Source organism: Candidatus Frankia nodulisporulans (assembly GCF_902806475.1).
Lineage (GTDB): Bacteria > Actinomycetota > Actinomycetes > Frankiales > Frankiaceae > Frankia > Frankia umida.
The window spans coordinates 1-8,524 of the sequence record NZ_CADCWS010000188.1 but is presented as its reverse complement, the minus strand read 5'-3'; the positions used below and the strand labels follow the sequence as shown (position 1 = coordinate 8,524).

4 protein-coding genes are annotated in these 8,524 nt (G+C 74.3%); all 4 read left to right on the top strand.

Features of this window, described 5'->3' with window-relative positions:
* Positions 1-733 precede the first annotated feature (733 nt).
* Positions 734-2,146: an EAL domain-containing protein gene (locus G6R24_RS15480; protein ID WP_163549958.1), complete on the top strand. Its 1,413-nt coding sequence runs from the start codon at positions 734-736 to the stop codon at positions 2,144-2,146.
* 20 nt (positions 2,147-2,166) lie between these two features.
* The gene (locus G6R24_RS15475) at positions 2,167-3,567 is read left to right on the top strand and encodes a hypothetical protein (protein WP_163549957.1); all 1,401 of its coding nucleotides are present in this window, start codon (positions 2,167-2,169) and stop codon (positions 3,565-3,567) included.
* Between the two features lie 373 nt (positions 3,568-3,940).
* Entirely contained in the window at positions 3,941-7,099 is a 3,159-nt protein-coding gene (locus G6R24_RS15470) for a tetratricopeptide repeat protein (protein WP_263864069.1), read from the top strand.
* A gap of 8 nt (positions 7,100-7,107) precedes the next feature.
* Positions 7,108-8,524 (top strand): PP2C family protein-serine/threonine phosphatase (locus G6R24_RS15465; RefSeq protein WP_163549956.1); only part of this gene is annotated, 1,417 nt, incomplete at its 3' end.

Genomic DNA, 8,524 nt, shown 5'->3' with positions numbered 1-8,524 from the left:
CTAATGAATGTTTCGACCTGGCGTTGTCCGCCCGGATATGACGCCGATGACCCTCGGGTCATGCCGGGAAAAGGACCGCCTCGCCACATCGGGACCGGTCACCGCGACGAGACTGGTCCAGCCGATCCGAAACAACGGCATACATTTCCCCCTGGACGGCCGGGCAGCTGGTCGTGGGGCCGCCCTGGCCGCGGCATCTGTACTGCGACGAACAGCGAGGGCCGGGAATGTCACACCGCGGGAGCGGGACGCCGGCAGGGCACGAGATGTCAGCCGAATCGAACCGGCGACCGGCCCGAACACGCTCGGGCCCGCCCGTCCGAAAACGGCAGGATCAGCGGGTCGGACAGGCCGAGGAGGCGAGGAAGCCGAAGTCGACGACACGCCTGCGGGTCAGAATCCGCCCAGGCGTGGACGCGGGCAGGACAGCACCGGGCCGGGGAGCTCCGTGCCCCCCGCACCGCTTGGTCGCTGACTCCCCGAACATGTTCATCAGAATGGTGGGTTTTCCCGGCGATGTCCAACGCGGATCCGCGATGGCACCAATCAGCAAACGCGATCGGTTCGCCCAGGTTGCGTCCCTGCCCACCGGGCACACCCCCCTCGCCGACGATCGGGATGACCGTGACGGGTGGCCGCGGTGGTCGCGTCCGGGCGCACCCGGGGTCGCGCGGGGCGCATGGGATCGGGCGCCCGGGGGGCATCCTGCCCGTGGAACCCGGAGGTGGTCACGATGATGGAGTGGGCGCTGGAGTCGGTCGCAGCGGTCCAACTGCCACAGGCCGAGACCATCGTCGCGGACCTGCTCGACATCCTGCGCCGGCAGCTCGATGTCGACGTCGCCGTGCTCGCCCGGTCCGAACAGGGTGAGCTGGTCGTGCAGGTGATCCGCGGGGATCCGGGCTCGTTGGCTCTCACCCCGGGGGTGCCGCTGACCAGGGACAGCGGCCTGCTCGCCAGCCTGCTCGGCGGCGACACCCGACCAGGTGCCGTGCGTTCGACCGCGTCAGCGCCGGTGTTCGACAGCGACGGCGGGATCTACGGGGTGCTGGCCTGCCTGACCACGCGGCCGCACCCGGCGCGCAACGCGGCCCGCGACGAACGGTTCCTGCGGCTGATGGCCGCCTTCCTCACCGACTCGGTGCTGGACCTCCAGGAGATGTGGACGCGGCGTCGGCGCGTCTGGCAGGAGGTCAGCGACCTGATCGACGACGGCGGGCCGCAGGTGGTGTTCCAGCCGATCCTGCGCCTGAGCGACCGGCGGATCGTCGGCCTCGAGGCGCTGTCCCGGTTCCCCGACCTCACCGCCGCGCCGCAGCACTGGTACGCCAACGCCGCCACCGTCGGTCTTGCCACCGAACTCGAACGCATCGCGATCCACGGTGCGTTGCGGGTCCTGCCGATGCTGCCCCCCCACCTGACACTCACCGTCAACGTCTCGCCCTCCACGCTGGTCGCGGGTCTGGTGGATGCCCTGCCGCCCGTCGCCGCCGGCCGGCTGGTGATGGAGATCACCGAGCACGAGCACATCAGCGACGACCAGGAACTGCTGTGCACCGTCGGGGAACTGCGTGCCCGCGGTATCCGCGTCGCGATCGACGACATCGGCACCGGCTACGCCGGACTCGCCCAGCTGCTACGCCTACGCCCCGAGATCATCAAACTGGACGGGGTGATCACCCGCGGGATCGACACCGACGCCGCCCGGCGGGCGATCGCCGCGGGCCTGGTCGAGGTGGCCCGGGAGATCGGCGGGCGAGTCGTCGCCGAAGGCATCGAGACCCCCCGGGAACTCGCCACGGTCGAAGCCGCCGGCATCGGCTACGGCCAGGGCTTCCTCCTCGGACGACCAGCCCCCGCCAGCGAGGTCACCCAGGACACCACCACCGCTGCCAGGATCGCCGGGGGGCCACCGCCGCGGGCTCCGCGCCCGCCAGCCAGGCCTGACCGCCGGGTCTGCCGCGTCCGCTTCGGCCTCCCACCGGTGGACCTCCCGTTTCCGCCCCCTCGGCGCGACCCGGATGGGCGGATCTTGCTCCGGGGCTGGTCGCGGGTGTGGCGGCGGCCGGGGCGGGTCCGTTCGGGGTGGCCCGGGGGGATGACACCCAGCGGACAGATCGACCGGGGTGCGCCCGATGTCGCCTAGCATCATCCGATATGACCGGGGTGGGCACGTCGTCGCAGCCTGCCACGGGCACACCCCCGGACGTCGCCTCCGCAGCACCGTCATCCGCGCCATCGCCGTCCTCGCCGGCGCCCTTCTCGCCGTCGGCGTGGGGGTGGCGGCCGTCGGACTGGTGGTCCTCGCCGCCCGGTCGGCTGCGGCTGGTCTCGCTGGTCGTGATGGTGCTGCTGGTCGCGCTGTGGATCACGGCGTTCGCCACCAGCCAGGCCCGGCAGGGGACGTTGGACGCGCTGTCCGGGCGACCCGGCGGCGGGCAGACCGCCACACTCGTCGCGGCACTGCGCCTGCGTTCGGACCTCGCCGGTGCCGACGCCGCCGCCACCCGCGCCCGCCTCGGCGGCAACGACGGCCTCGAGGTCGCCCGCCAGCGGGAGGCCTACCGCCGGGCGATGGCGGACGTCGGGGTGCAGCTCGTCGTGCTGGCCCGCGCCCACCCCCACACCGACGGCGGCACCGACGCCGATCTGGGCCCGGCGCTCACGGTCATCGCCCAGCAGCTCCCCCCCTACGGTGGCGAGGTGGCGCAGGCGAAGGCCGCCCGTTCGGAACTGATGTGGCGCACGATCCTGCCGGCGGCCGACCGGATCGTCGCCACCGAGCAGAGCCGGGCCGAACACGCCCTGCACCGGGCCGAGGCCACGAACCCGCTGGTCGGCGTCGTCGTTCTCGGCGCGTTGACGTTCGGGGCGCTGGTCAGCACCCAGATCTGGCTGATGCGGCGGACCAACCGCGTCCTGAATCCCGCCCTCGCCGCCGCGACGGTCCTGTCCGCCGTGGCCGTGGGCTGGACCCTGCTCGCCTTCGCCACCCAACATGATCACATCGCGGATGGCCGCGACCACGGCTACCGTCCGCTGACCCGGACCTCGCAGGCCAGGGTGCTGGCCCTGCGCGCCTGGACCGACGACGTCCGCGCGCTGCTCGACCGATCCGAGGCCCCCCGCCTGGACGCCGACTCCGCCGCCGCGAGCACCCGCCTGCGCCACGACCCGGCCAGCGCCCCCGCCGCCGGTTCCGACGGTTCCGGCCTGCTCGCCACGATCGCCGCCCCCGGTGGCCCCGACCAGGCCGCCCGCGCCGCTCTGACCCCCGCCTGGACCGGCTACGCCGACATCGCCGCGCGCATCCGCGACGGCGCGGGACGACCCGAGGGCCTCTGGCCGGCCGCGCTGCTCGCCCAGCAGGACGCGACCGGTGCCCTGCGCACCTTCGACGAACGCTCCGTGGCCGTCCTCGACGCCAGCCGCACCCATCTCACGGACGACCTCACCGCCGCCACCGACACCGTCGACACGCTGCCCGCCGCCCTGTCGATCACGCTGGGCCTGGCCGCCGTCCTCACCTTCGTCGGTCTCCAACTGCGCATCAACGACTATCGCTGACCTGCGCCGGCCCCCGGTTCCAGGGAGGATCCAGGGGATGCGAGCGGGTGGAGGCCGCCACATCGGCGGCCCCGGGCGAACCGGGCGTGGATCACGAGATGCGAGGGTCGACCGCGGGCGGTGCTCGAGAGGGTGCCCTCCCCTGGGTGGCCGGCGGGCCACCGGAGGGTGGTGACGCCGGCCACCCCGCCCTCGGGCGCCGAGCGCGATGCACGAGTGCGTCCAGCCATGATGCGACGATGCGCGGATCGGGCATCTCGGGTCGGATGACGAGAACGCGACAGCTGGCCGAAATCGGTGATCTGGCGACCTACCATCGGTCATCGTGCGGGCTTCACGTTGGCGGGCGGCCTGGCCAGTGACAAGGAGAGCAGTGACCGATCCCCAGCGCTGCCCGCGGCCCACGTGCCACGGTGTGCTCCAGGACGGTCGCTGCCCGGCCTGCGGCTGGTCCCGCGGCCCGGCCAACTCCGCGGCCCACGAGATCAGCACCGACACGAACGCGGGCACCAGCAGCGGCGTCGCGGCCTCGGCCACGCTGCGACCCTCCGCGGTCCCCCAGATCACGCATCAGCCGGTGGCGCCCCCGCCCACCATCTTCTCGGCGGCGACTCCCACCCCTGGCGGACCCGAGCTGGACCCAACCCGGCCCACCACCTTCTCTCCCGCCGTCCCGCCGGCATCCCCGTTCACACCCTCGGCGTCCCCGTTCACATCCCCGGCGCCTCCCGCCGCACGGCCGGCATCCCTCGTTCCCCCCGCCTGCCGCACTCCTCCCGTCTACCCCGCCGCACCACCCGCTCCCACCGCCGCACCACCCGTTCGCCCCGCCGCACCGCCGGCATCCCGTCCGACGTCCGCGGCCACGCCGGCATCCCGTCCGACGCCCGTGGCGAAACCGTCCGGGGGCGCGAGCTCGGGAAGTCCGAGCGCAGGTGGTGCGGGCACGGGTGGTGCGAGCACCGGCGGCGGCGCTGCCGGGCGTGGGGTGCTGGGCGAGACGAACGGTGATCACGATGCGGCGACGCTGCCGCCGCGGCCGGGATGGTCGGGGTGGTCGGACGAGGTGGGGGCCTCCGGGTTCCCCAGCGCACCGCCGCCGACCGTGTGGACGAGAAGCGAAGGTGACGACGGCGCCGAGCCGCCGGCGCGTCCCGCCTCGGTCGCTCCGGCGCGCTATCCGGCGCCCCGGCCCGGGCAGAACCAGCTCTGGTCCGCGGCCGGCAGCGCGACCGGCGGGCGCTCGCGGCGGACGTCCGACGCCTCCGAGCACGGCGCCGTCGACGGTGCCGGTTCGGGCGGCGGGGCGGGAACCGGCATCGTCCGCGGCCCGGCCGGTGGGGAGGGAACCTCAGCCGGCGGGTCGGGCGGATCCGGTGGCGAACCGGCGGCTTCGGGCGGTGGGACAGGCGGGTCCGGTGGCGCGTCGGGACGGTCGGGCTCCGGATCGGTCAACGAGCTGGGGGCGGGGCTGGTGGAACTGCCCGCGGTGGAACGGCCCGATCCGGCGTCGCTGCCGCTCATCGACCCGCGGCTGCCGCTGCGGTTGCGGGTGTGCCGGGGCTGCGGGGAGCCGGTGGGACGGGCCCGGGCCGGCCAGCAGGCACTCGCGGAGGGTTTCTGCGCCGGCTGCGGACAGCCTTACTCCCTTCGGCCGTCGCTGCGGCCTGGGGACCAGATCGGCCGGTACGAGATCGAGGGTGTGCTCGCCCACGGCACCCATGGCTGGACCTACCTGGCCCTCGACCACAGCGCGGAGGCGCCGCCCTGGGTCGTCTTCCGAGGGCTGTGCACCTCCCCCGAGCGGGACGTCCGGGTCGCGGCGATGGCCGAGCGGGGCTTCCTCACGGAGCTGGACCATCCTGGGATCGCGAAGGCCCACACGTGCCTCGAGCACGGCGACACCAGCTATCTCGTCACGGAACACGTCTCTGGTCTTACGCTTCGTGATATGCAGCGACGACGGCAGACCGACGTGGGACGACCGGACCCGCTGCCGGTGACCGCCGCGATCGCCTACGTCATGGCCGCGCTGCCGGCGCTGGAGTACCTGCACCGCCGCGGGCTGGTGTACGGGGACGTCCGGCCGGACACCATCATGGCCAGCGGACACCAGGTACGGCTGGTGGACCTGCGGGCCATCCAGCGCCGACCGGGCAGCGGCCGCGGCGGCGCCGCGATGGGGGCGCTGGGGTTCCAGGCGCCGGAGGTGGGCACCGACGGTCCCTCGGTCGCCGGCGACCTGTACGCCGTCGGACGGACCCTGGCCGCCCTCGCCCTGGACCTGCGCGGTTTCACCTCGACGTACCGGTTCAGTCTGCCGCCGGCCACCGCGCACACGGTGCTGGCCCGGCACGAGTCGCTGACCCGGCTGCTGGCGAAGACGACCGCCCGCGACCCGGCTCGACGTTTCGCCAGCGCCACCGAACTACACGGTGAGCTGCTCGGTGTCCTGCGGGAGATCGTCGCCGCCGAACGCGGTCGGCCGCTCCCCGCCCCCGTCCGCAGCACCCGTTTCGGCCCCGACGCCAGCCCCGACAGTGGCACGGGAACTGGCGGTGGTGCGGGAACTGGCGGTGGCACGGGAACTGGCGGTGAACTGGCGGGGCCGTGGCCGGTGCTGTCGTGGCGGGTGCTGCCCCAGCTGCTGGCCGAGCCGGCCGATCCGGCCGCCGCTGCCCTCGCGACGTTGCCGGACGTCCCACCCGCCCAGCTCGCGGACCTGCTCGCCGCGCTGGGAGCGGCCAGTCCGGCGGCCCGGCTCCGGCTGGCCGACCTGCACATCCGCACCGGTGCACGGGATGCGGCTCGGACGCAGCTGTCGGCCATCGCGGCCGACGACCCGCGGCAGTGGCGCGTCCACTGGCTGCGTGGGCTGCTGCTGCTCGCCGAGGATGACGCCGCCGCGGCGTCCAGCGCGTTCGAGCAGGTCTACGACGAGGTTCCCGGTGAGCTCGCCCCGAAGCTGGCGCTGGCCGTCGCCGCCGAGTCCGCGGGCAATCCCGATCGGGCCCGGGTGCTCTACGACCTGGTCTCCCGGACCGACAGTTCGTTCGCCAGCGCGGCGTTCGGGCTGGCCCGGCTGCGCCTGGCCGCCGGGGACCGCACCGGGGCGCTGGAGGCCTACCGTCGGGTGACGTCCACGCCGAACACACCGAACACACCGGACGCGCACCTGCGGTCACGCATCCACCTGGTGCGAGCCCTCGGTGTCGCCGGTGACGACCCGGCGACACCGACCCTCGCGGGTCTGCGCAGCGCGTCAGCGATTCTCGCCGAGCTGGACCTGCCACCGGCGACCCGGGCCGCGCTCACCCGGGACCTGCTCACCGACGCGCTGCGCCTGCTACGCTCCGGCGCCCAGGCGCCCGACCCGGGCACCGAGATCGCCGGGACGCCACTGCAACCGGTGCCCGTCCGTCTGGGCCTGGAACACGCCTACCGCACCCTCGCCCGGCACGCTCCCACCCGACACGAACGCCACCACCTGGTGGATCTCGCCAACCGCATCCGCCCCCGAACCCTCCTGTGATGTCTCCGATGACGCTGCCGCCCTCCCCCACGCCTCCCACCCCGTCGAGCTCGTCCGTCCCCTCGACCGTCGGCGACCCCGCGGGTTCCCATCCGGTGCCGGTCACCGATGAGACGCCGACCGTCGACATCGTCACGTCCATGGTCGGCGGCAACGGCGACCACAGCGAGCTCGACCTTGACCTGGCCGCCGCGGTCAGCAACGTCGGCCTGGTCCACCACACCAACGAGGACGGCTTCGCCCTGCGCACCGTCCACCCGAACCCCTCGCGGCAGGACACCGGCGCGCCCCCCGGACCCATCGCGAACCACACCATCCCGGCCGGCCATGCCGGCGGCGGCACCGTCGCACAGGGCGGTGGCTTGGGTGGCGCGGGTGGCGCGGGTGGCCTGGGTGGCGCGGAGACCGGCGGCCTCGAGTCGATCATCCTGGCCGCCGTCTGCGACGGGGTGTCCACGGCTCCCGGTTCCGGTCCGGCCGCCGTGCGCGCGGCCCGTGACGCCGTCGACCTGCTCACCCACATCGCCACGACCATGTCGTCACCCACCGGCACCGCCGACGAGGTCGTCTCCCACGAGGCCATCACGGTCGGCGCTGGCACCGGCATCCTCCTGGACACCTCCCCCCTCACCGATCCCGGCCTCACCGATCCCACCGGGGTCGGTCCTGGCGGGGACGGTCACGCCGGGGACGGCGGTGGGAGTGGCGCCACGCCCGGCGATGCGTCCGACGCCGGTGGCCCGGCCGAGGCCGGTGAGGCGTCCGCGTTCGGGGACGACCCCTGGGACGAGGGCGCGCCGGCCCACGATCGGGACCCGCTCGAGCGGGACCTGGCCGCCGGGGACACCCGTCCGCTGGGACCACGCCGCCATCCGGCCGCCGGACCCGGCACCGCCTGGCAGCCGAGCGCGCTGCGGGCCGCGGCGTCCGCTGCCGAGCGCGGCGCCCTGGCCACCGCGCTCGGCAGTGACAACACCCCCGCCTGCACCTTCGTCGCCGCGATCGTCACCGCCGAGCAGATCACCATCGGCTGGCTTGGCGACAGCCGGGCCTACCTGCTCGACCAGGCCGGGCCGCACCTGCTGACCGCCGACGACACGGTGGCGGCCGAAGCGGTACGGGCCGGGCTGCGACCGGCGGGTACCGCCGAGACAGGTCCGGGTGCGCACACCATCACCCGCTGGCTTGGCACGTCCAGCCCCGGCACGGCACCGCACGTGGTGACGTGCACGCCGACCGGGCCCGGTCGTCTCATCCTGTGCAGTGACGGGCTGTGGAACTACCTGTCGGCCCCCAAGCGCCTCGCCGCGCGCGTGCAGGAACTCCCACCCGAGGCGTCGGCGCTGACCGTCGCCCGGCACCTCACCTCCGCCGCGCTCCTGGCCGGCGGCGGCGACAACATCACGGTGATCGTTATCGATCTCC